Origin of the sequence: Enterococcus columbae DSM 7374 = ATCC 51263 (assembly GCF_000406925.1) — a bacterium.
Classification (GTDB): domain Bacteria; phylum Bacillota; class Bacilli; order Lactobacillales; family Enterococcaceae; genus Enterococcus_E; species Enterococcus_E columbae.
Window position 1 is genome coordinate 794913 of the sequence record NZ_KE136347.1, and the last position, 22081, is coordinate 816993.

General features: G+C 36.6%; 22 protein-coding genes and 1 pseudogene. 2 read left to right on the forward strand and 21 right to left on the reverse strand.

Features of this window, described 5'->3' with window-relative positions:
* The 7 genes from RK02_RS12435 to RK02_RS03795 form a co-directional block, all read right to left on the reverse strand.
* Positions 1–205: hypothetical protein (locus RK02_RS12435; protein ID WP_211211262.1), on the reverse strand; the 205-nt coding region annotated here is incomplete at its 3' end.
* Between the two features lie 154 nt (positions 206–359).
* Positions 360–947 carry a hypothetical protein gene (locus RK02_RS03775; protein ID WP_016182926.1) on the reverse strand — a complete coding sequence of 196 codons (588 nt, stop codon included), beginning with the start codon at positions 945–947 and terminating at the stop codon, positions 360–362.
* 11 nt (positions 948–958) lie between these two features.
* Positions 959–1450 (reverse strand): hypothetical protein, encoded by a 492-nt coding sequence (locus RK02_RS03780; protein WP_016182927.1) that lies wholly within the window; start codon positions 1448–1450, stop codon positions 959–961.
* A 185-nt stretch (positions 1451–1635) separates the two neighbouring features.
* Positions 1636–2373 carry an exonuclease/endonuclease/phosphatase family protein gene (locus RK02_RS03785; RefSeq protein WP_016182928.1) on the reverse strand — a complete coding sequence of 246 codons (738 nt, stop codon included), beginning with the start codon at positions 2371–2373 and terminating at the stop codon, positions 1636–1638.
* A gap of 71 nt (positions 2374–2444) precedes the next feature.
* Entirely contained in the window at positions 2445–2570 is a 126-nt protein-coding gene (locus RK02_RS12490; protein ID WP_016182929.1) for a hypothetical protein, read from the reverse strand.
* Between the two features lie 18 nt (positions 2571–2588).
* Positions 2589–3041 carry a hypothetical protein gene (locus RK02_RS03790; RefSeq protein ID WP_016182930.1) on the reverse strand — a complete coding sequence of 151 codons (453 nt, stop codon included), beginning with the start codon at positions 3039–3041 and terminating at the stop codon, positions 2589–2591.
* Between the two features lie 59 nt (positions 3042–3100).
* Positions 3101–3283: a hypothetical protein gene (locus RK02_RS03795; protein ID WP_016182931.1), complete on the reverse strand. Its 183-nt coding sequence runs from the start codon at positions 3281–3283 to the stop codon at positions 3101–3103.
* Positions 3284–3468: 185 nt separating this feature from the next.
* Here RK02_RS03795 and RK02_RS03800 point away from each other — a divergent pair, with 185 nt between their 5' ends.
* Positions 3469–3891, forward strand: coding sequence for a hypothetical protein (locus tag RK02_RS03800; protein ID WP_016182932.1), 423 nt, complete (start codon positions 3469–3471; stop codon positions 3889–3891).
* Positions 3892–4062: 171 nt separating this feature from the next.
* Positions 4063–5422 (forward strand): annotated as a pseudogene (locus RK02_RS03805) (ISL3 family transposase).
* A gap of 336 nt (positions 5423–5758) precedes the next feature.
* Here RK02_RS03805 and RK02_RS03810 read toward each other — a convergent pair.
* The 14 genes from RK02_RS03810 to pcrA form a co-directional block, all read right to left on the reverse strand.
* Entirely contained in the window at positions 5759–6256 is a 498-nt protein-coding gene (locus RK02_RS03810) for a TIR domain-containing protein (protein ID WP_016182935.1), read from the reverse strand.
* Positions 6257–7678 carry an SIR2 family protein gene (locus RK02_RS03815; protein ID WP_016182936.1) on the reverse strand — a complete coding sequence of 474 codons (1422 nt, stop codon included), beginning with the start codon at positions 7676–7678 and terminating at the stop codon, positions 6257–6259. It lies immediately after the preceding gene.
* A gap of 8 nt (positions 7679–7686) precedes the next feature.
* Positions 7687–8022: a BsuBI/PstI family type II restriction endonuclease gene (locus RK02_RS03820; RefSeq protein WP_016182937.1), complete on the reverse strand. Its 336-nt coding sequence runs from the start codon at positions 8020–8022 to the stop codon at positions 7687–7689.
* A 479-nt stretch (positions 8023–8501) separates the two neighbouring features.
* Positions 8502–8804, reverse strand: a complete 303-nt coding sequence (locus tag RK02_RS03825) for a hypothetical protein (protein WP_245555649.1) — start codon at positions 8802–8804, stop codon at positions 8502–8504.
* Positions 8805–9177: 373 nt separating this feature from the next.
* Entirely contained in the window at positions 9178–10545 is a 1368-nt protein-coding gene (gene rlmD / locus RK02_RS03830; RefSeq protein ID WP_016182939.1) for a 23S rRNA (uracil(1939)-C(5))-methyltransferase RlmD, read from the reverse strand.
* A 129-nt stretch (positions 10546–10674) separates the two neighbouring features.
* On the reverse strand, positions 10675–11433 hold the full coding sequence (locus RK02_RS03835) for a hypothetical protein (RefSeq protein WP_016182940.1): 759 nt from the start codon (positions 11431–11433) through the stop codon (positions 10675–10677).
* 90 nt (positions 11434–11523) lie between these two features.
* Positions 11524–12294, reverse strand: coding sequence for a hypothetical protein (locus RK02_RS03840; protein ID WP_016182941.1), 771 nt, complete (start codon positions 12292–12294; stop codon positions 11524–11526).
* Positions 12295–12296: 2 nt separating this feature from the next.
* A complete protein-coding gene (locus tag RK02_RS03845; protein ID WP_016182942.1) occupies positions 12297–12950 on the reverse strand; it encodes a GntR family transcriptional regulator in 654 nt (217 codons plus the stop codon).
* Between the two features lie 325 nt (positions 12951–13275).
* Positions 13276–14298 (reverse strand): diacylglycerol kinase, encoded by a 1023-nt coding sequence (locus RK02_RS03850; RefSeq protein WP_016182943.1) that lies wholly within the window; start codon positions 14296–14298, stop codon positions 13276–13278.
* 16 nt (positions 14299–14314) lie between these two features.
* Positions 14315–15745 (reverse strand): Asp-tRNA(Asn)/Glu-tRNA(Gln) amidotransferase subunit GatB, encoded by a 1431-nt coding sequence (gene gatB, locus RK02_RS03855; RefSeq protein ID WP_016182944.1) that lies wholly within the window; start codon positions 15743–15745, stop codon positions 14315–14317.
* The gene (gene gatA / locus RK02_RS03860; RefSeq protein WP_016182945.1) at positions 15745–17214 is read right to left on the reverse strand and encodes an Asp-tRNA(Asn)/Glu-tRNA(Gln) amidotransferase subunit GatA; all 1470 of its coding nucleotides are present in this window, start codon (positions 17212–17214) and stop codon (positions 15745–15747) included. The genes gatB and gatA overlap by 1 nt, the downstream gene beginning before the upstream one ends.
* Positions 17214–17519 (reverse strand): Asp-tRNA(Asn)/Glu-tRNA(Gln) amidotransferase subunit GatC, encoded by a 306-nt coding sequence (gene gatC / locus RK02_RS03865; RefSeq protein WP_016182946.1) that lies wholly within the window; start codon positions 17517–17519, stop codon positions 17214–17216. The genes gatA and gatC overlap by 1 nt, the downstream gene beginning before the upstream one ends.
* Positions 17520–17674: 155 nt before the next feature.
* A complete protein-coding gene (gene ligA, locus RK02_RS03870; protein WP_016182947.1) occupies positions 17675–19690 on the reverse strand; it encodes an NAD-dependent DNA ligase LigA in 2016 nt (671 codons plus the stop codon).
* A gap of 24 nt (positions 19691–19714) precedes the next feature.
* Positions 19715–22081: a DNA helicase PcrA gene (gene pcrA, locus RK02_RS03875; RefSeq protein WP_016182948.1), complete on the reverse strand. Its 2367-nt coding sequence runs from the start codon at positions 22079–22081 to the stop codon at positions 19715–19717.

The following is a 22081-nucleotide window of genomic DNA, read 5'->3' on the forward strand; positions in this document are numbered from 1 at the left end:
AAAAAACCAAAGAAACGAAAATGTAGAAGAAAATCTGCTTAAAACCTTTCCTCAATCGCCCACACATTGTAACAGATGGCTTTATCAGCTGTGCAAGGGCTACGCAAGTGGACAAGTCCACCCTTGCACAGCTCCAGCCACCTGTTCGTGTATAAGCGTCGATTGAAAAAAGAAAAGAAAATAAAAAAAGAGAGAAAGCATTCATAAAATAACTTTCTCTCTAATCGACTTAATTGCCAACAACACTACTTGACAAAGAGCCCCCTTTTGAGGCTAAATCACTTTGCCCTATAACATAGTAAAGACCTTGTAGTATTGATAGTATATCCAAAATATATTATTACTACAAGATAAATTTACTATTCATCGATAATATCTTTCTTGAAGATTGGCTTCCTATTTTTCTTCTCTTCTTCGTATTTTTTTATTTTCTCTAATTGTTCTTCATAGCAATCATCACACAAAACTATTCTCCATCTTAATGGTCTTGTTTCACCTTTTGATCCACAATGGCAACATACTTCTAAAGACTTCCTTTCGTACCTTTTAACAATATCCGATATTTCAGACGCAATGGTATTATCATCAGATGGATATAAACGTATACCTTCACCACCTATACCATCAATACCATGAATTGCTTGCCTATGATTTTTATCGATACTGAAATAAAACTTCAAAGCACTCCATTTTTCTTTGCACTGCTCGACAATTAAACCAGGTTCTTCTCCATGTTCTTCATAGCATTTATAGATTTCTTGCATCATAGGTTCAATAAGTAATTTTAACCATATCAGTGAAATTCCTTCAAATCCCCAGTTCTCATATATGGTCAAGTTATTGTCCCACTCATGAAACTTCGATTTAAACTTTGGCCTTTTTAATATTGGATACTTTTCTTGAAGCATGGTATCATATTCTTCATATTCTTTTTCTTTATTGTCCAAATTAATCCTCCTTAAAGCTTCCACATTTCAGTTATAAATGTTTTAGCCTCATAATAATCTTTCTTACCATTAGCTACATCTAATATTATAGTAAATAAATCCTCATAATATTGAATCGTTGTTTCAAATTCACTAATAACTATATCTGGATATTTTTCTACCCAATCATATGTAAAGCGAAGTGATATTGCTATGTCCTCATAGTCATCCAGGTACATTCTTCCACAAGAACTCTTTGAAACCCAATTTATAAAATTAATGGTTTTAAGAATATCTATATATTCTAATTCATCATAATCAAGCTTTACTACTCTTGGTGAGATAAATGTAAGTATATCCAGCCAATTTTCTTCAAAAAGCATTGAACTTTGTAATTCATAGCAATTTGAATCCATTTTGAACGTTAAATGTATCTCATTTATCTGTGTTCTCTCTTCTTTATAAATATATCTGAAGTTTCTTAATCGTTCTTTGATTTTTTTCATAGCAGTAGCTCTATTCATATATGGTATGCCCTCCTATAAAAATGAACATATAAGCAGTAATACAAGATCCACCCCTAACAAAATAAAAGCAAAGTGAATTTTTCTATTTATCTCACAATATTTTGGATCGGATTTCAATAATTTGTTGAACTGCTTTTTCTTATAATCCTTAATGCTAATAATATTATTTGTCATATCTTTTATCATGCTACTTCTACAGATATATATGGATGATCTGAGTAAGAAAGAGCATCATTATTTACAGAATAGTTTCTAGGTTTTAAGATCTCACGTGCCTCTCGTGAAAAGAGAACATGATCTATCGTCTTATTATCAAATGTACTTACAGGAGCAAATCCCTCTACAAGCTCATAATATCCTAGTGTTTCAGTTAAATATTTAATATTTTCACCACTACTAAGCTCCTGGAGATCCCCCATAACAATAGTAGGTATTCTTCTATATTCTTCAGATTCAAGTAACTCTTTTATCTCTTTCCATAATTTTCTTGAAAGATTTTCTCTATTTTCACGCAAATGCGGTTTTAAGATAGCTGTTTGCACCATATATACATTAATTATTCGAATAGGAGTTTTATCTTCATCTTCTCCCAACAAATAGACATCAACAACATTTAATCTATTAGGCAAGCAACAATTTACATTTTGAATCGTATATTTTATTCCATCTTTGATAATAAGAAGATTCTGTAAACTGCGTGGGTGACTAACGTTGTCAAAGTTTGGTTTTACTACTGAGTATTCCCCGCCTAACATTTTATCCAAGTTAGAAATCAAGGTTTGATGTGATGCATGCTCATTTATAGCCAAAATTACGGGTTCTTCATTTTTAACCTTTTCAACTAAATATTCTTGCTTTTCACTGAATTTCATGTCATATACTGGTTTCCAAAAATTCATATTACAAAATCCTATGTTCATATTTGATCTCTCCTTCAACTCTTTATAATAATTCCAGGAAGCTTTATATGCTTCCTGGAAACAACCATTATTTAATCCCAATAACAATCAATAGCCTCTTCTAAGTCTGCGGCTGCATCTGGAGCATTTGGGTCAATTCCAAACATTTCGAATAAAATAAATTCTTTCTCATCTTCTTCAAACATAAAATCTTCCATAAACAATTTCCACCTTTCTTAATCTGCTAATGTTTTCGTATATTTTTTAATTTTCTTTGGCTCCGTAAGATAAGGACCTATTTCATTTATATTTGTCATAAAAGAACTAAATAACTTTCTCATACCAGCTTTTTCCTTCATTCCGAAACCATAAAGGACATCATCTTCGCCAGAATAAACTGTGCCCAATGCAGTTGTTGACTCGTATCCAAGAATAATAGCATCTACTATCTTGTTATCGGAATCAATCTTTAAGTTAAGGGTAAACATTGGGTCAAAGACAATATCATCATTAATAGTCGAACATATTCCTATTAAAATTCTTTTATCCTCACCATCTATATATTCAACTTCTAAATCTAGCTTCCACCAATTTCTAGGGTTAGAAGTTGTTATAGTTCCACCATATTCCCCTAAAACATTAAATATCTTCTGTAGCTGATTTATAGACTTTTTTGTTGCTAAAACCATACTCTTATTCTCCTCTAAATATTGCTGGGATATTCCCCTCCCAGCTGGGGTGATTCATATTAGCGAATCCTAGTTACTACACCATTAGATATATCAATAAATGAATGCGTTTTTGCACCCCCAAGGCTCCCACACGCTTTCTGCACTGCATATGGATCATTTGGCATACTTGCCACCATTGCACTGATGACATCTGCTACACTCATTGACATACCCTTAGCTGTTAGAACTTTACCGATCATAAAAAGATCCTCCTTAAATAATTTTGATATCTAGATATCGTATTAATATCTTCATATCGTTATAATAGCTCCATTCTTCCTTATTGTCAATACTATTTTTATATCTAGTTATCCTTTTAATATCTGTTGATTTTTTCTCAGCTAACTACTATAATAATATCTAGATATTAAACGGAGGAATTGATATGCAGATAAACATAAAAATGTCAAAAGAACTTTTAGACTATGCTCCAATATTAAGAAATAATTATTTCGGAAACAGCTCTTCAAAAGAATATAGGGATTCTTTTGTATTTGCACGTGCTATAGATGATTTTAATTCATCACCTCAAGTACTAACAGACTACATAAACTCAGATGACAACTTAACTATTCAAAAAATGATTAGTTTACGCCAAAACACATATGACAAATTGCTGTCTTTATCAAAAACACTAGACTGTTCCGTAGCCAGCATCTACAGAGCAATTATTCAATATACCAATGATAACTTGGAAGCAAAAAAAGATGATACAACTAATCAAGAACTACTTCTTAAAATTTCATTACTAGAAAAACAACTATTTGATTGTCAGCAAACGCTTGCAGCTATAAAAGAATATATGTAGCCCTCAAAAATAATAATTATTAATAATCAAAATCTAGGGTCTATGATATTTAGTGTTGTTACTCAAATGGAGGATAACACTAAATATCTTTTTTTATAATCATAATAATAGAAAAAGACATCTGTTTCCTCTATAATTAAGTCGCTTAAAACCATTAAGGAGTGAAACAAGATGTCTTTACTAAATAATATCAAAAAAAACTGTCCAAGTACAACTACTTTTATCAAAAAACTTCTTTCTATTAAAGATGATAATATTACTTTCCCTACTTATACGGATGCACTTTCTGAAGAGGAAGTACATGGTGTTCCTTCTAAAGTCTTTTCCGGCTTACTCTCATACCCTGAAAATCCATACTGTTGCCCTAAATATGGGGGAATTGGTTCCGTCATTAAACATACGCCCAAAGCTAGCCTAATTCAAATGATTCCCTATCAAAATGTTCCCACTTATCTTCGTTTATACAAGCAGCGATACCGTTGTAAAGATTGCGAGCATACTTTCAGCGCTACGACAAAGATCGTTGATGAAAATTGCTACATTTCAAAAGCGTTGAAATTCGCTATTCTTAATGATTTAAAGCAGAAATGTTCTATGACCGATATTGCTAATCGTTACTTCGTTTCCACTAAAACGGTTGAACGTATCCTGAAGTCCTACACTTATGAGGTGAACCCTTATACCTACCAACTACCTGAATGCCTATTGGTTGATGAATTCAAAGGAACGAGAGATTATCATACAAAATTATGCTTTATTTTTAGTGATGGAGAAACTGGGAAAATCATTGATATTCTCAATGATCGTAGGAATTTTGCGATTAAAGACTATTTTCTGCACTTTAGCTTGGAAAACCGATGCCGTGTGAAATATGTGGTAATGGATATGAATGCCTCTTATCCTTATGCTATCAAAGAAATATTTCCTAATGCAGAAATTATCATTGATCGTTTCCATATTGTCCAACAATTGACTCGTGCTTTGAATAATAAACGAATTCAAGTAATGAATGAACAAAAAAAATAAGGAATCTCGTCACTATACGAAATTAAAAAGATATTGGAAATTCGTTTTAACCTACGAGGATAATCTGGATTACGAGAAACGTTCACAGTACCCATTATTCGATAAAAAATTCGTCACTCAAACAGAAGTCGTAGATACCTTACTTTCATTTGACGAAGGCTTCAAGCAATGTTACGAGATTTATCAAAGTCTGCTTGGACACTTTCATAAAAAAGAATACAACAAATTTTTTGATATACTCTATAACTTACCTCAAAACTTAGATAAAAAATTTAAAAAGTCAATTAAATACTTAACCAAACAAACTCGTAATGTAAAGAATGCTCTAAAACTACCTTATTCAAACGGAAAACTAGAAGGTAAAAATAATTTAATCAAAGTCTTTCAACGAGTTGCTTTTGGATTTAGAAACTTTGGAAATATGCGAAGAAGAATCTTTTTATACGAAGAAAATTGGCAAACGAAAAAACCAAAGAAACGAAAATGTAGAAGAAAAACTGCTTAAAACCTTTCCTCAATCGCCCACACATTGTAACAGATGGCTTTATCAGCTGTGCAAGGGCTACGCAAGTGGACAAGTCCACCCTTGAACACCTCCAGCCACCTGTTCGTACATAAGCGTCGATTGAAAAAAGAAAAGAAAATAAAAAAAGAGAGAAAGCATTCATAAAATAACTTCCTCTCCAATTGACTTAATTGCCAACAACACTACTTGACAAAGAGCCAGTATTATTCTACCAAATCTACTATGGACGAACTTTATCAAATACGAAAGAACTATGGAATTTATATGGATAAGGAGATGGAGAGATAAAATAATTTTTCTCTCCATTCTCATTTATTACCAAGTAGACGGTTTGTGCTCAATGCCATATTCGATCAAATCTTCTATGTTATCCTTAATATCATTGTAAACATATTTACTTGATGCATAACTCGAATCAAAACATTTAACATACTTAGAAAGTTTCTCTCCTTCTAATGTCAAATAATCAAATGGATTATTCCCCTTATCATCTTGTTCACCTGATGAATTCTCTAATTTATGAATATAGATTCCTACAATTCCTTTATTTAACTCATATGCTTTTTTTATTTCATAATTTATCCATTTTCTATTTGCAGTCTTTTCTCCGATTAAAACCACTAAACATGAACGCTTATTTAATTGTTCATCAATCCATTCTTTGATTTTACTGTCTGTTTTTTCTTTTACTTCCTCCCAATCATTATCAGAAAAAGTAGAGCTGCTATCCACCTTTCCCATATTGCGTACCTGTCCTGCTCTCCAATTATCATTGTCATAATGAAAACTGAAAAATACTTGCCTTTTTGACATTTAAAAATCCTCCTTATTTAATATTTTAACTGCTTGCACTATATTTTTAACAGATATATCAATATCTCCATCGCATTGTTTATTTGCCTGGTCAATTGCACTTATTGTATTTTTATCTAAAATTTCTTGAGTTATTTTGTCATATATTTCTTTAGCTGCCCCACCAGTACGTTCAATAGGCAAACATACTAATCCATGCTCTTTAGATAACTCATATTCGTCCATAACCCCACTTGCAATGTCTTCTGCTTCCTTATTACCAAAAAGAAATATAGCTATACCACAATTTTCAATCATCTGCTCTCTATTTTCTTTATACAGCTGATCTAAATCAATCCCTAATGAACTATTTTGAGGAAAAGGCATAAACGTCAAAAAATCATTTATTTTTGCTTTGTGATTCAAACAAAAATCTGCAACACCATTTAATATAAATTCTCCTACACCTTTTCCATATCCATTAACAATGCGATAACCATTCTTCGATAGTTCAAAAGATAATTTATGAATAAAATTTTGAGCGGTTTCATGAGAATAACCCGGATAATTGTATGCACTGCCTGAAATAAATATTGTTTTCCTTCTAAATCTATCGACAAGAGTGCTTAATAATTCGGTAATTTCATCATATCTATTTACTAAATATGTAAAAATACCATATCTATTTAAATCTTCAATTTGTAGCTCCTGTTTTGCTTTTTTGTATTCATAATCCTCATCAGTATTTTGGACTCTTTTCATAATACAATAATGCTTTCTCGTATTCTTTTCATCGAGCAATACCCTTAATCTTCCAATTACATAGTTAAAGTTTGGATCTTCAAAACTAAATCCTAAAAATAGAAATGTCTTGGTAAGCAAATCTCCTTCTAAAACTTCTCTGAATAATTTTCTTTTGTTATATCCAAATTCTTCATAATCACTTCTTGTTAGTACTGCGTCTTCAGGAGATTCTACATCGCCATGCAATTTATATACTATTGCATCAAAATCATGATTTGTACCTCTTAATTGTTCATCCTTTGTTTTTATATAAGGCTTTTTCATATTATCTTCTAAAGCTTTTTCAATTAACTTATCATAATTAGTTGTCCAAAAAGTGTAAATCGGTAACTGTGATAATAATTTATGGTTTTCAGTAGGTTTTACTAATTGAGAAAATTGACCTTTGATCAAGTCATCTATCGATGTTCTTTTTTTTGAATTAGAATAATACTGAGCCAAGTTAACCAAATCATTTTCTTTTTCAACATCTAGTCCAATTTCTTCTGCAGGTTCTTTTAGAAGTTCTTTCCAACTACAAAATCCGGCAGGAATTGATAGTCCTGCTCCAATAAATGCTCCTAATTCATCACTTTTAATAGCTTTTTCAATTTCTCTAATCAAATCTTTTTTTGATACTTCACCTTTAATAATGAGCACCTCCTCCTTTATTTTCTCGGTCCTAAGAATTTATCACCATTTAGATGAATCATATGGTCCGGCATATCCGCAATCCATACTTCCGTTTCCCAAGCTAAAGACTCTGAAAATTTCTTAAATGTTTTAAAGTCTAAAAATGCTGTTACATATATTTTCCCAGCAGAAACATTTTCTGTCATTTCTTCAATTTCTTTTATTCGCTTTGGCACCATTGCAGATATACGTGTAATTATCTCTTTCACTGCTTTTTCTGTAAACGTGACCATCATTATATTTTTCGGCTTTCTGTATGAAATTTTTCGAACACAGCATTTATTACAACATATTATTACACTAATTCTCATGTAGCACCTTCCTTAAACATTGAGTAATCACGTAGTTGACTGCCAAACACCTAAAAGGTTCTTTTCATTCAATTAAAGCAATGTTAGCATTATCACTGGATGGTCAGAAAATCCAATATGGCTAATCTCTATTTCTACATCCGCTGTTTTGATAGTTTCTGATACGAAAGCATAATCCCCAGGAACAGAGATCGGTTTATAATTACCTTTCTTAAGCCATACATCTATTAATCCAGTTTTCAGAAGAGCCTCAAGTCTGCTTTTATTGCGTTTATTAATTGTATTGAAATCACCAATTAGAACCAGCTTATGATTTCTATATGTTTCTACAAAACAATCAAGTTCATTCCAAAAGACCTCATCATATTTTGGGGGTACATGCGTTCCATATACAACTAAGTCATTACATAATTTTACTGCATATGCTCTTAAATTCCTTTCATGTATTTGTTCAATGTGTTCGTAATCAATTCCCTCTGCTATAAAAAAACTGTCATTGATGGTCTTTTTGATGGATTTTCTGATGCTAATTTATATCCTAATCCTTCCATTTTCCCTTTAAAGTATGTTGCTTCTTTTGAATTAATATCGAATTCTTGAAGAACAATTATATCCGGTTTAGAAGTTAAATCTTCAATATATTGGAAAATACCATCGACATTAGGTGATTTATATAATTTATCCCATTCTACAAGATACTTATTATTAAAATTTTTCTTGTATTCTTCCCGGTGATTAGCAGTACCACCAAAATCATTAATATTCAAATTCATTATTTTCATTTTGTAACACAAATATGATCTTCTCCTCCCCAAAAACAATTAAGTTAATTATTTTCTACATTATTATGAGTATACCGCTTATCTTCCGGCTTCATGGCACTAATAGGCAAAGCCAAGACGCATTGCTCCTTGAATCCATCCCTGCGCACATAAAACCTGTTATTATTCTCCATCATAATCTTTACATCTATCCTGTCTACTCAACCCTATGAAAAAATGCCCGTTATCTATTCTGTCAACTCAACCCTACCTTTTTTTAGCTCAAATTTCGCCCCAAAAGTATCCCCTCGATTTGTTTCCGCGTACGCATTATGGCACTTTAGGTTGAGTAGACAACTTGGATGTAATCTCGGAAACCCGCTTAAATAAAGGCTTACAGCCTCGTAATCAATACTACCGTCTCAACATGGTTTGTCATCGGGAATAGATCCACGGGTTGGACTTGTTGGGCGGCGTAGCCTAGTTCATTAAATAGGGCTAGGTCGCGGGCCATGGTGGCTGGGTTGCAGGAAATATAGACGATCTTTTCTGGATTCATTTCACAGCTAGCTTTAATGAAGCTTGGTGTTAGGCCTTTTCGTGGTGGGTCAACGAAAATGACAGTTGGTTGAATACCGTCTTTTACCCATTGTGCCATGACAGTTTCAGCGTTTCCTGTTACATAGGTAGTGTTGGTTAGGCCGTTTAATTTAGCATTTTTGATTGCATCCTGGACGGCATCGGCAACGACTTCCATGCCATAGACGTGCTTCACTTTATCCGCCACTGATAAGCCAATGGTTCCAATGCCAGAATATGCATCAATGATTATGTCTTTTGCTGTTAATTTGGCAAAGTCATAAGCCGTTTGATAAAGGCGTTCAGCTTGGATCGTATTCACTTGATAGAACGATTTAGCCGAGATTTGATAGGTTTTACCTAGGAGTTGATCTTCAATGGTACTGCTACCATATAGGACTTGTTCGTGTTCGCCTAAGATGACGTTGGTTTTTTCTTCGTTTATATTTTGAATAATCGATACTACTTCTGGTAAGGCTTTGGCAATTTCTTGAGCGATTTGTGTTCCTTTAAAGAATTTGGTTTTGCGAGTAACCAAGACCACCATCATTTGGTGTGTGTAATGACCGCGCCGAATCACAATATGTCTTAAAAAGCCTTCGTGGGTCGTTTCGTTATAAGCTTTGACTTGGTATTTTTGTAAGATCTCGCGAATCGTTACAATCGCTTGGTCAATAGCTGGATCTTGGATGTAGAAGTTTTCGATTGGCATCAAGTCATGACTGTTTTTACGATAAAAGCCGGTTTGTAATTGACCATCAATTCTTCTAACTGGAATTTGGGCTTTGTTACGGTAGCCAGTCGGGTTGGTCATACCGATTGTTGGCAAGACAGCAACGTCTGGCATTTTGGCAACTTTCTTCATTACGTTTTCGACCTGTTGTTGTTTGAAAAGCAGTTGTTTTTCATAGCTTAAATGGGCTAAAGGGGCAATTCCCGTTCGAATATAGCGCTCATCTGCGTTTTCAATACGATCAGGACTTTTCTTTAAAAAGTCTTTTACTTTAGCAAAGCCAAATTTATTGCCCACCTTAAGTACGTGAATGGTCACTTTTTCTCCAGGTAAGGCATTTTCAATAAACAGTGGATAACCATCAACTTTAGCAATGCCCATTCCCTCATGCGTAAGGTCGATAATGTCCACGGTTAGTTCTTGATTTTTCGTTACAGGATATTGATTCATATTTCCTCCTCAATTCGATAAAAAGATTGTTAAAAGTTTTTTGTTGATAAATTATTTAGGCTGCCAATAAATTCAATCAATTACTTGCCCATAGCATCAATACAAAAACTTTTAAAAGTCTTATACAGTTTAATAGCTGACAAAGCCTGTTTGCATCGCTTCGTTGTAAATACCATAAAAGCCTAGCGTTGTTGCGCCATTTGGGACCATCCCAGCGGCAATCCAGTTTTTATATTCTTCTGGAATTTCACTAAGTGGCGTAGTTGGTAAGTACAGGTATAGCTGATTGGCTCCAGCTAAGCCATGTGCATTCGTGTAGATGCGTTTGATACCATCAACAATTTCTTGACTGTCAACTGGATTGGCGTAGGTTAATTCTTTGATTTTTAATACGTAAACGTTCGCGTTAAGCTGTTGAACTTGTTCAAAACTGCCAGCAAAAGTCGATAGATATTGCGTGCCATTAGGGTTGTCAGTCCCCACATCGCCCATATCCATATCGCTATACTGTCCGGTAAAGCGACCATCTGGCATTATTTTTAGGCCAGTTGACCAAGCACCGGCGCCACTTGAGAAAATGAATTGCTTGCCTTCAATTGATGCAAAGATTGTTTTAGCCGCAGGTGTTGAACTTTTTTCAGTGTTTGATGTCGTTTGTTCACTAGCACTAGCTGAAGATGATGTTACTTGTTTCTTGTTTTGACTACTGGTTGTCGTAGCCGTTTTTTCTCGTTGTTGCTTCGTCTTTTTCGTAATAGCCTTTTTAGGTGTTGTTGATATTGTTTGAGAAGTTGATTGTTCTGAATTACTACCAACAAGATATAGCCCCCCTACAAAGAGCACTCCCATGCCAATTAATGCAATAATGATTTTGCTTATTTTTTTCATTTTTTTCACCTTATCATTTTTCATCAATATGCTTAGATTAATCGTAAATTTAAGTTGTTAAATTAGTCACCGTTAATCAACTAAAATTTATTAGTATTCAACAAAAATACCTTCCATATCTCCTTGAATAACGTAAATTGGCAAAGTGCTGCTTCCTTCAGGCACTCGACCATTAGCAAAGCCAGCAAATGATTGTGGCAAACTAGAAATTGGCGTTCCAGGAAGATAAATTGCCATCCGATTATTCTTAGAGATTCCATAAGTTTCGGTATAATCATATTTCTGGTTTTCTTTAATTTCTGAGCTACCAATTGGATTTGCATATTGTAAGTTTGTAATGTCAACTTGATAAACATATTCATTTAATTGGTATAAATTGGTAAATTGTCCTGATACTTGACTATACGAGACAGTACCACCTGGATAACCCGGACCCGTTACTCCCAGATCTGAGTCATGAAACACACTAGAAAAAGTACCATTTGCCTTAATTGATAATGTCGTTGACCAACCACCAGCACCACTTGAAAAAATAAAATTCTTTCCATTCAATTCATCTAAAATCGTTGGTTGAACTGCAGGTTGCGTTTGTGTTGAAGTGGTTGTTTGTTTAGCTTCTGTTGCTTGGCTTGTACTTGTTTTTGTTTGTGTTGTTTGTGTTTTACTTTCACTGGTCGTACTAGTACTAGTCTTTGTTTTCTTTTTGCTTTTTTCTTTTGTTTGTGCTTTGGCTTTCTTTTTCACCACTTCGCTCGTTGAACTTGACTTCGCTTCCGTTTTTTTGTTTTGTTGACAGCCAGCAAGACCCAAGCTAGTCACTAAAAGAATAGTCATCATCCCATTTAAAACACTTTTTTTCATATTTACCCCTCTTTTCCGGTTTCACCCGTAAATAATAATTCCATCATTTGTTTGGCTTGTTCGTTACCGACATAATAGATTACATCGCCTACCTCTAGTGTAAAAATTGGCCCTGGCGAAAGATGCATTTCATCCTCGCGTTTGATAGCCATAATCGTCGCCTGGGTTCGATGCCAAAGATTTAATTGACCGATTGTACTGCCTTGTTCAGCAAAGGCTTCACTGACTACCAATTCATAGGGCACCAAGGATAAGCTGTCTTGTGTGCGTCTAGTTTCATTTTCTAATTTGGTTAATAATTCTAAGGTATGTTCCAAGGCTTCTTGTTGGTTTTTGATGCTATCTCGTAAATCATTTTTGGTTTGAGAGATGAGCTGTAAATTTTTAGAGCGCGCCAAAAAAGCCTGAGCCTTTTCTTTAGAACGGACATACACTCCACTACCATGGCGGACTTCAACGATTTCTAAATCGGCTAATAAGTTGACCGCTTTACGGGCGGTTTCTGGCGAGACCCCAAAATTACTAGCGATAGTGGTGCGTGCGCGGATCTTTTCTTCTTTTTGATATTTTCCATCAGCAATTCGTTGGGCCATCAACAAGGCAATCTCATGATAGCGTGATTCGCTGCGTTTATTTTTCGTTTTTATTTCTTCCATGTAGCTTCCTCGAATTCTAATATTCTGTCATTCATTGTTTTATTGTACCATTTTTTTCATTTTTTCGGGGTATTTTCCTGGCAAATATTCGCTGTTTTGTCATTTTTAATGATGGATGAATGGCTAAGTATTGCAAAAATTTGTGACCGTCTTGAATCGATTTTTTACTTTTCTTCATCGCTTCAATATTGCACAACAGGATTTTCGCGTCTATGTAGGCTGGGGTATACTCCTAAATCCTCTTAAGCACTCCTAAGCATCTCTAAACGGCGAAAAGGGCTTCTCCTAATTTGGAAAAGCCCTTTTACTATCCGTATGCTTTAAATTAGCCGATCTTTTCATCGCCATCAATGTCTTCATCACTTAGTTTTTCTACTTCTTTGATGAAGTCTTGACTAATTTCTTGATAGTTTTCTTCACCTACAACGGCCTGATCTGGAATTTCATCTAGATTAGCAAAAAATTCAATATGGTTATTTAAATTTTTAAAGGTCATCGGCGCATCGCCACCGTATTCCCCATCTAAATTAATCATTAATCGTTTGCCGTCTTCTGGTTCATGTACTCGTAAAAAACTAGTCTTTGTATAAATGACTCTAGGATCTTTAATATGTTTTCCACCATTCATCATCAAAGCTAATAAATGCAATATTTCTAATACATTGGCCGTTTTGACAATGATTAAGGTAAAGCGACCGTCATCTAGCTTGGCATCAGGAACGATTTGTTCAAAGCCCCCTACCGAATTGGTTAAGGCTAAGAAGAACATAGAGGCATTGCCAATATACTCGCCTTCATCGTATTCAAGATGCATTTTGATTGGTTTAATTTGTGGTAATAATTCGGCGCCTTTAGCTAAATATGCTAGGTAACCGAAGATACTTTTTAGCTCAGATGGGACTTCATAAGTTAATTCTGTAAGATGTCCCCCAGCTGCGATATTGATAAAATAGGATTGGTCGGTTTGGCCGATATCCATGCGAATCGTTTGGTTTTTGGTAATAACCTCGGCAGCTTTGCGAATGTTATCGCGCGGAACCTTTAAGGCTCGTGCATAATCATTGGTTGTACCTGCTGGGATGATTGCCATTTTAGGTCGTTGTTCTAATTGTGCGATTCCATTAACGACTTCATTAATTGTACCATCGCCACCTGCTGCAACAACTAGGTCAAAACCTGCTTTGCCAGCACGTAAGGCTTCGTTTTTAGCAGAGTCAGGTTCTGGCGTGGTTGCATAGGCACTTGCTTCGTATCCAGCTTGCTCTAAAACATCTAAAATATCCGCTAAATTGCGTTTTAGTGTTTCTTTACCAGAAGTTGGATTATATATGACACGTGCTCTTTTCATTTCTTGCCCTCTAACTTTAGCGTTTTGCTAATTCTTGTTGTAATAATTGGTTAACGACACCTGGGTTGGCTTGACCTTTTGTCGCTTTCATGATTTGGCCGACTAAGAAGCCAACTGCGCGATCTTTTCCGTTTTTGAAGTCTTCTACTGATTGTGCATTGTTGTCTAAGACTTCATTAATCATTGGTAACAATTGCGCTGGATCAGATAATTGAATCAAGCCTTTTTCTTTAACGATTACTTTTGGATCGCCACCGTTTTTGATTAATTCTTGGAAGACTTTTTTGGCAATCTTCGAAGAAATAGTGCCATCAACGATTAATTGAATCATGCCAGCTAAGTTTTCAGGAGTTAGTTTAACTTGGTCTAAGGTTAATTTTTCACTGTTTAAGTAAGCGGAAACCTCACCCATCAACCAGTTAGAGGCTAATTTAGCATCTGCTCCGTTTGCGATAGTTGCATCAAAGAAATCAGACATTTCTTTGGTTTGGGTTAAGACCATCGCATCATATTCTGGTAAATCCAATTCGTTAATATAACGTTCGCGACGTTTAGCAGGCATTTCTGGCAAGCTTTGGCGAACCTCTTCAATCCAAGCATCATCAATGACAAAGCGTGGAATATCTGGCTCTGGGAAGTAACGGTAGTCTGATGAACCTTCTTTTACCCGCATAAGAATTGTTTGATTCGTCTTTTCATCAAAGCGGCGAGTTTCTTGTTTGATTTCGCCTCCAGATAATAAGACACGCGCTTGACGTTTTTCTTCATAAGCTAAGCCTTTTTTAACGAAGGTCATTGAGTTTAAGTTCTTTAATTCGGTCTTTGTACCAAAGGCTTCTTGACCGTATGGGCGTAAAGAGATATTCGCATCACAGCGCATTGAGCCTTCTTCCATCTTCACGTCAGAAACTTCGGTAAATTGGATGATTGAGCGTAAAGCTTCTAAATATGCATAGGCTTCTTCTGGCGAACGCATATCGGCTTCAGAAACAATTTCAATTAATGGGGTGCCTTGACGGTTTAAGTCGACATAGGAATAGCCTTCATTACCGTGCATGTTTTTCCCAGCATCTTCTTCTAGGTGCACCCGTTCAATGCGGATTTTTTTCTTCTTACCTTCTACTTCAATTTCAATCCAGCCGTCATGTCCGATTGGTTGGTCAAATTGTGAAATTTGGTAGGCTTTTGGATTATCAGGATAGAAGTAGTTTTTACGGTCAAAGTGCGTGTCTTTAGAAATTTGGCAGTTTAAAGCTAGTGCTGCTTTCATCCCAAATTCTAAGGCACGTTTATTCATTACAGGTAAAACACCTGGATATCCCCAGTCAATTACGTTGGTATTGCTATTTGGCTCAGCACCAAAATGCGCAGGAGCTGGAGAAAAGATTTTTGAATCTGTTTTTAATTCAACGTGGACTTCAAGCCCGATGACTGTTTCAAAATTCATTATTCTGCTCCTCCTAAAATAACAGGTTTTTTCGTATGGAAGTCAGTTGCTTGTTCAAAGGCAGCAGCTGCTTGATACATGGTTTGTTCATCGAAGTGTTTACCGATGATTTGTAAGCCGACTGGTAAGCCTTCGCTAAAGCCACATGGTATAGACATCCCTGGTAGACCAGCAAGGTTCACTGGAATGGTTAAAATATCGCTTAAATACATCGTAATTGGATCATTGATATTTTCGCCGATACCATAAGCGACAGTTGGTGAGGCAGGGCCGATAATTAAATCATAATCTGCAAATACTTGATCAAAGTCTTGCTTGATTAAGGTACGAACTTGTCCTGCTTTTTTGAAGTAGGCATCGTAGTAACCTGCTGAAAGTGAGAAAGTACCCAGCATGATCCGACGTTTTACCTCTGTACCAAAGCCTTCACTTCTAGAATTTACATAAACATCTTCAAGATTAGAGATATTTTCTGAACGATAACCGTAGCGGATACCATCAAAACGTTGTAGGTTTGAGCTAGCTTCAGATGAGGCGATAATGTAATAAACAGCTACCCCATATTTAGAATGTGGTAAGCTGACCTCTTCTACCGTAGCTCCTAAAGCACGGAAGGTTTCGGCTGCTTTTAAGACTGCTTCTTTGACCCCAGCTTCAATTCCTTCACCAAGATATTCTTTTGGTAAAGCAATCTTCATGCCTTTCACTGATTGACCGATTTTACTTGCAAAGTCCGGAACCTTCACACCAGCAGACGTGCCATCTTTTGGATCATAGCCACTGATAGCATTTAATGCTAAGGCGTTATCCTTCACGTTACGAGTCAATGGGCCAATTTGGTCTAATGAAGAGGCAAAGGCAATTAAACCAAAACGTGAAACACGACCATAAGTTGGTTTCATCCCCACGATACCGTTGAAGGCTGCTGGTTGGCGAATAGAACCACCTGTATCAGAGCCTAATGAAACTGGGACTTGACCAGCAGCCACTGCCGCTGCAGAACCACCTGAAGAACCACCTGGTACTTTAGTGAAATCCCATGCATTTTTGGTCTTTTTGAAGTAAGAGGTTTCGGTACTTCCGCCCATCGCAAATTCATCCATGTTTAATTTACCCACAGGAATCATATCTGCTTGATAGACTTTATCCATAACCGTTGCATCATAGATTGGCTCAAAGTTATAAAGGATTTTTGAAGCCGCTGTTGTGCGGATATCCTTGGTTACGATATTATCTTTAATCCCGATTGGAATACCGGCTAAGACATTGTTTGCATCGATTCCTTTTGCATCAATTCCTTTAGCCACTTCTAAAGCTTTTTCTTCGCTTACAGTAATAAACGCTTCTACTTGATCATCTGTTGCCTTAATGCGTGCTAAGGTTTCTTTGGTTAAGTCAGTTGCACTGATTTCTTTAGACACTAATAAGGCGTGTAATTGTTCTAAAGATTGATCATATAATTTAGTCATTATGCGCCAGCCTCCCCATTATCAATAATTGCTGGTACCTTGATAAATCCATTTTCAGATTCTGGTACATTCTTTAATAATTCATTACGGTCAAAACCAGCTTGTGCCTTGTCTTCACGTAAGACATTGATACTTTCCACCACGTTAGAAGTAAATGGAACACCTGTTGTATCAACTTCTTCTAATAATTCAACCATATCAATAATTTTTCCTAATTGAGTGGTAAATTCATGCAATTCTGCTTCTGGAAAGGATAATTTCGCTAATTTTGCGACATGCTTTACCTGTTGTTCACTAATTGCCATAAGCTCCTCCTTATTTTTCACGTATGCTCATACTTTTCACTGTTGTATTGTAACATTTTATTGAAAATCATCAAAGATAATTCAGAAATCTTTTTTAAATTTCATAAAAAAAATCAACTTTTGCCAAATGAAATGAAGGGAAAAACGTTTTTTTACTAGTTTTCTTCTGCTGAAAAGGCGGCAATCATCTCTGCTTCGCTCCAAACGGGAATACCTAGCTGCTGCGCCTTGGTTAGCTTGCTACCTGCGTCTTCGCCTGCGATGACTAAATGGGTCTTTTTAGAAACACTGCCGGTCACCTTACCACCCAGCGCTTCGATTTTAGCCTTGGCTTCCTCTCTTGTATAGGTAGTTAGCTTGCCGGTTAAGACAATGGTTTGATCTTTAAAGGCTGAATCAATGCTTGCTAATTGATCGTTGGTCATCCCTAGATAAGTTAGGTTGACACCGGCTTGTCGTAATTCTTCAATCAAGGCATGAACCTCTTGATTGCTAAAGTAGGTGGTCACACTATTTGCAATGGTCTCTCCCATCGTATGTAGCTGTAAGATTTCTTCAGCCGAAGCTTGCGCAAGCTGATCAATCGAGCCATAATGGGCCAGTAAAATTTGGGCAGCCTTTGCGCCGACATGACGGATGCCTAGCCCAAATAAGAGCCGTTCTGCTGAGTTAGCCTTACTTGCTTCAATGGCTTGTAATAAATTATTGGCTGATTTCTCCTTAATCTTATCTAAGGTCAAGAGCTGTTCTTGAGTTAAATAATAGAGATCAGCCACATCTTGAACCAATTCCTTTTCATACATTTGTTCAATCACTCTTGGTCCTAAGCCATCGATATTCATCGCCTGTCTAGAAACAAAGTGACTCAACCCTTCTTTGATTTGGGCAGGACATTTAGGGTTAATACAACGCAAGGCGACTTCTTCTTCCAAATGGACCAATTCACTTGCACAAATCGGACAATGAGTGGGCTTTGGATAAGGCTGACTAGCTGCATCCCGTTTGTCTTCTAATGCCTTGGCAACCTCTGGGATAATGTCGCCAGCTTTATAAATGATTACATGGTCGTTTAAACGCAAGTCCTTCATTTGAATATAATCCATATTATGCAAGCTAGCTCGGCTAACTGTCGTCCCCGCTACAACTACCGGATCCATTACGGCAGTTGGCGTAACGACACCGGTTCGACCTACCGTCCATTCAATATCGCGAATAATGGTTTCGGCTTCTTCTGGTGGAAATTTATAAGCAATCGCCCATCTTGGTGCTTTAACGGTAAAACCTAGCTCATCTTGTAAAGCCAATTGGTTGACCTTAATTACAATCCCATCTATTTCATAAGGGAGGCTGCTACGTTTTTCGTGATATTCTTCGATGTAGGCCCAGATTTCATCCACGCTATGACAAACTCGGCGATGCGGATTGATCTTAAAGCCTAAAGCCTCCAAGGATTGTAAGGCTGCTTCTTGTGTAGACACTTCTAATGGACCAAATTCAGCCACCGTATATAAGAAGGTGCTTAAATTACGTTGTGCTGTGATTTTGGTATCTAGCTGACGTAAGCTACCTGCTGCCGCATTTCTCGGATTGGCAAAGGTCTCTAAACCTGCTTCTTCCCGTTTTTCATTTAATTGTTGGAAGGATTGCTTAGGCATATAACATTCGCCACGGACTTCAATACTGATGGGCTCTGCTAAAGTCATCGGAATGGAACGAACGGTTTTTAGATTTTCTGTGATATTTTCGCCGACAGAACCATCGCCACGAGTTGCCCCACGAACAAATTGCCCATTTTCATATTTTAATGAAATCGACAAGCCATCTATTTTAAGCTCACATTCATAAGAAACACTGTGCCCTAAAGCCTTTTGTACGCGCTGATCAAAGACGATTAATTCCTCCTTGCTAAAGGCATCATTTAAGCTGTATAAAGGAATTTCATGCACCGCCTTTTCAAAGCCAGCCAATACTACTCCTCCTACTCGCTGGGTCGGTGATTGACTGCGAATATAGGCTGGATAATCCTTTTCGAGCTGAATTAATTCTTGATATAAGCGATCATATTCGGCATCCGTAATGATAGGTGCATCTTTGACATAATAGGCATGGGCATATTCATTTAATTGATCTTGTAACGCATAAATCTTCTCTTCAATTGCTCGATCGCTCATTTTCTTCATCCTTTTCTTAATTTATTAGATTTTTTCAATTGGGGCAAAGCTAGCTAACAAGCGTTTGATGCCTTGACCGTTAAATGCTACGTCTAATTCCACCGAATCCTTGGCACCACTGACTTTAACGATGGTTCCTACGCCCCATTTTTTATGGTTCACCTTGTCACCTACTTGCCAATTGCTACTAGCACTAGACTGATTCGTTGGTGCATTATTGGCCATTAAACGTGAGAAACGATGGTTTTCTCTAGCATTGGCCGCTGATTTGGCGGGATTGCCTTTGGTCTGTGCATAAGCGTTGTTTTGTGTATAAGCTGTGCCTTTAGACTTTCTGGCCATAAAATCAGCTGCTGATAAGCCTTGGCCTAAATTTTGCGCAAATGAAGGTGACGTGCTTTCTGTTTGTAATTGACGTTTGGCAAAGGTCCCAATTGGTTCAATTAACTGCTCATCAATCTCTTCAATAAAACGCGATGGCTTATTATACTGTGTACGTCCATAAATGGTTCTTGAAAACGCATTGGTTAAAAAGAGCTGTTCTTCTGCTCTAGTAATCCCTACATAAGCTAAACGTCGCTCTTCTTCTAGCTCAGCTTCTTCTTGTAACGCTCGTGAAATAGGGAAAATATTTTCTTCTAAGCCAATTAAAAAGACCGTTGGAAACTCTAAGCCCTTAGCAGCATGCAGCGTCATCAAGGTGACTTGGGTGCTCGCTTCTTCGTAACTATCGACATCTGAAACTAAAGCCAAGTCATTTAAAAAGAGACTTAATTTTTCGCTAGCCTCTGCTTCAGCATACTCTGCTTGGGTTACGAACTGCTCATCGAAGGCTTTGGTTACCGTTAAGAATTCTTGCAGGTTTTCAATTCTAGCATTGGCTTCAATGGTATTTTCTGCCTTCAAACTATCTAAATATCCTGTCTTTGCTAATACCTCTTCAGTTAGTTCGGTCAAGGTTAAAAACTCCTGCATCGTAGCAAAATCTTCAATCTGCTGACCAAAAGAGGCAAGCTCTTTGCTGGCTTTTGCTGAAACACTAGATAAAGCAACATTGGCACAGGCTTCTAATAAAGAAAAACCATGTAAATTCGCAAAGTCACGTAAGCGTTCAACCGATGTTGCGCCAATGCCTCGTTTAGGTACATTCACAATCCGTTCAAAGCTAATCGAATCTTTAGGATTGGCGATAATGGTCAAATAGGCCAAAATATCACGAATTTCCTTGCGATCATAGAACTTTTGGCCGCCGACCATTTTATAAGGAATATTTGATTTTAACAGCATTTCTTCAATAACCCGCGATTGTGCATTGGTCCGATAAAGAATGGCAAAATCGCCATAATTTTTCTGCTTTTGCTCTATTTGATCTAAAATCTGACTAACGATAAAGCGTGCTTCTTGCCGTTCATCATCCCCACGATAATAACTAATCTTCTCACCGGTGGCATTTTCAGTCCACAGCGCTTTTTTCTTCCGATTGATGTTATTTTCAATCACTTGATTGGCTGCTTGTAAAATATTTTTAGTCGAACGATAATTTTGCTCAAGTAAAATCACTTGTGCTTGTGGATAGTCTTTTTCAAAATCCAAAATATTTTGCATATCTGCTCCACGCCAGCCATAAATACTTTGGTCCGCATCCCCAACGACACAAATATTTTGAAATCCCTTGGCTAACAGCTGCACTAACAGGTATTGTGCATGGTTGGTATCTTGATACTCATCCACATGAATATATTGAAATTTATTTTGGTAGTATTGCAATACTTCTGGCACTTGTCTGAATAATTCAATGGTATTCATAATCAAATCGTCAAAGTCCATACATTGATTTTGACGCAATTCACTTTGATAGCGCTGATAACACTTGGCTACAATCTCTTCATAATAATTGCCCGCTAATTGGCTATAATCATCGGCCGTTTGCATCGCATTTTTCGCATTGGAGATAGCGGATAGTATCCCTCTGGCTTCGTATTTTTTCGGATCTAGATTCAGCTCTTTGATAATCCGCTTCAATAAACTAATCTGCTCAGAGCTATCTAAAATCGTGAAATTACGCGTATAGCCGATCGCTTCGACCTCGCGTCTTAAAATCCGTACGCACATCGAGTGAAAAGTCGACACCCACACTGCCTCTGCCTTATCGCCAAGCAATTGCGCAACCCGCTCTTTCATCTCTCTGGCAGCTTTATTCGTAAACGTAATCGCTAAAATATTCCACGGATTTACCCCACACTCTTCGATTAAATAGGCAACCCGGTGAGTCAACACTCTCGTCTTCCCACTTCCAGCACCTGCCATTAATAAAAGCGGACCTTGAGTAGTTTCCACCGCTTCTTTTTGACGTGGATTCATCCCTTGAATTAAGCGTTCTTTAAAAGACAT

What these genes read in the sequence shown, in the direction of transcription:
- RK02_RS03780 (WP_016182927.1), bottom strand. Translation starts at nt 1,450, where the DNA reads ATGAATAGAGCTACTGCTATGAAAAAAATCAAAGAACGATTAAGAAAC.
- RK02_RS03785 (WP_016182928.1), bottom strand. Translation starts at nt 2,373, where the DNA reads ATGAACATAGGATTTTGTAATATGAATTTTTGGAAACCAGTATATGAC.
- RK02_RS12490 (WP_016182929.1), bottom strand. Translation starts at nt 2,570, where the DNA reads ATGGAAGATTTTATGTTTGAAGAAGATGAGAAAGAATTTATTTTATTC.
- RK02_RS03790 (WP_016182930.1), bottom strand. Translation starts at nt 3,041, where the DNA reads ATGGTTTTAGCAACAAAAAAGTCTATAAATCAGCTACAGAAGATATTT.
- RK02_RS03795 (WP_016182931.1), bottom strand. Translation starts at nt 3,283, where the DNA reads ATGATCGGTAAAGTTCTAACAGCTAAGGGTATGTCAATGAGTGTAGCA.
- RK02_RS03800 (WP_016182932.1), top strand. Translation starts at nt 3,469, where the DNA reads ATGCAGATAAACATAAAAATGTCAAAAGAACTTTTAGACTATGCTCCA.
- RK02_RS03810 (WP_016182935.1), bottom strand. Translation starts at nt 6,256, where the DNA reads ATGTCAAAAAGGCAAGTATTTTTCAGTTTTCATTATGACAATGATAAT.
- RK02_RS03820 (WP_016182937.1), bottom strand. Translation starts at nt 8,022, where the DNA reads ATGAGAATTAGTGTAATAATATGTTGTAATAAATGCTGTGTTCGAAAA.
- RK02_RS03825 (WP_245555649.1), bottom strand. Translation starts at nt 8,804, where the DNA reads ATGAAAATAATGAATTTGAATATTAATGATTTTGGTGGTACTGCTAAT.
- rlmD (WP_016182939.1), bottom strand. Translation starts at nt 10,545, where the DNA reads ATGAATCAATATCCTGTAACGAAAAATCAAGAACTAACCGTGGACATT.
- RK02_RS03835 (WP_016182940.1), bottom strand. Translation starts at nt 11,433, where the DNA reads ATGAAAAAAATAAGCAAAATCATTATTGCATTAATTGGCATGGGAGTG.
- RK02_RS03840 (WP_016182941.1), bottom strand. Translation starts at nt 12,294, where the DNA reads ATGAAAAAAAGTGTTTTAAATGGGATGATGACTATTCTTTTAGTGACT.
- RK02_RS03845 (WP_016182942.1), bottom strand. Translation starts at nt 12,950, where the DNA reads ATGGAAGAAATAAAAACGAAAAATAAACGCAGCGAATCACGCTATCAT.
- RK02_RS03850 (WP_016182943.1), bottom strand. Translation starts at nt 14,298, where the DNA reads ATGAAAAGAGCACGTGTCATATATAATCCAACTTCTGGTAAAGAAACA.
- gatB (WP_016182944.1), bottom strand. Translation starts at nt 15,745, where the DNA reads ATGAATTTTGAAACAGTCATCGGGCTTGAAGTCCACGTTGAATTAAAA.
- gatA (WP_016182945.1), bottom strand. Translation starts at nt 17,214, where the DNA reads ATGACTAAATTATATGATCAATCTTTAGAACAATTACACGCCTTATTA.
- gatC (WP_016182946.1), bottom strand. Translation starts at nt 17,519, where the DNA reads ATGGCAATTAGTGAACAACAGGTAAAGCATGTCGCAAAATTAGCGAAA.
- ligA (WP_016182947.1), bottom strand. Translation starts at nt 19,690, where the DNA reads ATGAGCGATCGAGCAATTGAAGAGAAGATTTATGCGTTACAAGATCAA.
- pcrA (WP_016182948.1), bottom strand. Translation starts at nt 22,081, where the DNA reads ATGTCTTTTAAAGAACGCTTAATTCAAGGGATGAATCCACGTCAAAAA.